Annotated in this window: 3 protein-coding genes; 1 reads left to right on the top strand and 2 read right to left on the bottom strand. The window is 44.8% G+C overall.

The genetic code is table 11. The features are described 5' to 3' along the window. Nucleotides 1-539 (top strand): calcium-binding protein (locus tag QUB77_RS31565; RefSeq protein ID WP_333180933.1); only part of this gene is annotated, 539 nt, incomplete at its 5' end. Between the two features lie 71 nt (nt 540-610). Here QUB77_RS31565 and QUB77_RS31560 read toward each other — a convergent pair. After that, nucleotides 611-832 (bottom strand): hypothetical protein, encoded by a 222-nt coding sequence (locus tag QUB77_RS31560; protein ID WP_333180932.1) that lies wholly within the window; start codon nt 830-832, stop codon nt 611-613. A gap of 22 nt (nt 833-854) precedes the next feature. After that, nucleotides 855-1,364: a peroxiredoxin gene (locus QUB77_RS31555; protein WP_445251797.1), complete on the bottom strand. Its 510-nt coding sequence runs from the start codon at nt 1,362-1,364 to the stop codon at nt 855-857. Nucleotides 1,365-1,410 lie beyond the last annotated feature (46 nt).

The raw sequence follows: 1,410 nt of genomic DNA, 5'->3' as shown, positions 1-1,410 counted from the left end.
CGGGCGAAGAAGGCGACGACTTTTTGCGAGGCGGCAAAGGTAACGACTCCATTAGCGGCGGTGTTGACGACGATATTCTGATTGGCAATTTCGGCGACGATAATGTCAATGGTGATGCTGGTAACGACTTTTTGCGAGGCGGTCCAGGGAATGATATCTTAATTGGTGGTGATGGCAATGATATTTTGATTGGAGATACAGGCAACAATACTCTCACAGGAGGTAGTGGTGCAGATACTTTTGTTTTGCTCGGAGTAGATCCTGCTACTCTTCCTTTTATTCTCCTACTCCCGACCAGTCATACAATAGTTGATTTTAGACCAGAGGAAGGCGATCGCATTGCTTTGACAGGAAATTTATCCGATACTACATTCACTCAATCTGGAAGCAATACTGTCATTAACTTGGCAGCGGCTGGTACTGTGGTACAAAATTCTACTGTCGCCTCTGTTCAAAATGCAGCCTTTGCAATTCCTTTATCTAGGATCCCTAGTGAGCCTAACGCTGTACCTGTGGATGCAGCCTTGAGAATTGGCTAACTTTAACTATAGGTGTAGGGTGCTTATGGCGCACCTTACAAATTCCCCAATTCCCCAATTCCTAAATTCAACTAACACCATAGCTTTGTAATTTGAGAAACTGCCTCTTGATAAGAATCCATTCTCCCCTGCTGCTTAAAAAGCCCTGCCGCCTTCTGAAAATCCTCAAAGGCTCCCTGAACCTCTCTCAATTTATATCTAGTCACTCCTCGGTTGAAATAAGCTTTAGCAAAATCGCGATCGAGGCGAATTGCTGACTCGAAATCAGCTAGTGCGGCCAGGGAATTTTCCATTTGCAGGCGGATAGCGCCTCGGTTAAAGTAAGCTTGGGTTAAATTGGGGTTGAGCAGGAGTGCCGAGGTGTAATCTGCGATCGCCGCAGTATAATGTTTTATTAGCCGGCAATTCCCCCAAGCGAGCCAACACTTCTTTTGAGTGAATCGCCGGATTAATCTTCACAAAAGTTTCCCGCAAAATGCCTTCAGGGTCAATAATAAAACTGTGTTGCGCCGAGATAAAACTCATCCAAAAACCGTAAGCTTTACTCAGTTTACCATCAGTATCAGCTAACACCGGAAACTTCAAACCTTCGGAATCGCAAAATTCCGCGTGAGAGTTGACATCATCAGCGCTAATACCGAGAATTTGAGTATTCTTTGCCAAGTATTTCGGCAAGTCTTCTTGAAATCTCCGTGCTTCGATCGTACATCCCGATGTAAAGTCTTTCGGATAAAAATAGACTACTAGCCACTTAACGCGATAATCGGAGAGGGAGACTTGTCCGTCGCCGCTGTTTGCCACCGAGGGCAAATGCAGGTGTGGCAAAATTGAAACTTAGAAAAACTAGACAAATTGCCAATAAAGTGCTAAA

Source organism: Microcoleus sp. AT9b-C3 (assembly GCF_036705485.1).
Lineage (GTDB): Bacteria > Cyanobacteriota > Cyanobacteriia > Cyanobacteriales > Microcoleaceae > Microcoleus.
Note: the sequence above shows the minus strand (reverse complement) of the source record. Positions and strands in the feature narration are given on the sequence as shown.

What these genes read in the sequence shown, in the direction of transcription:
- QUB77_RS31560 (WP_333180932.1), bottom strand. Translation starts at nt 832, where the DNA reads ATGGAAAATTCCCTGGCCGCACTAGCTGATTTCGAGTCAGCAATTCGC.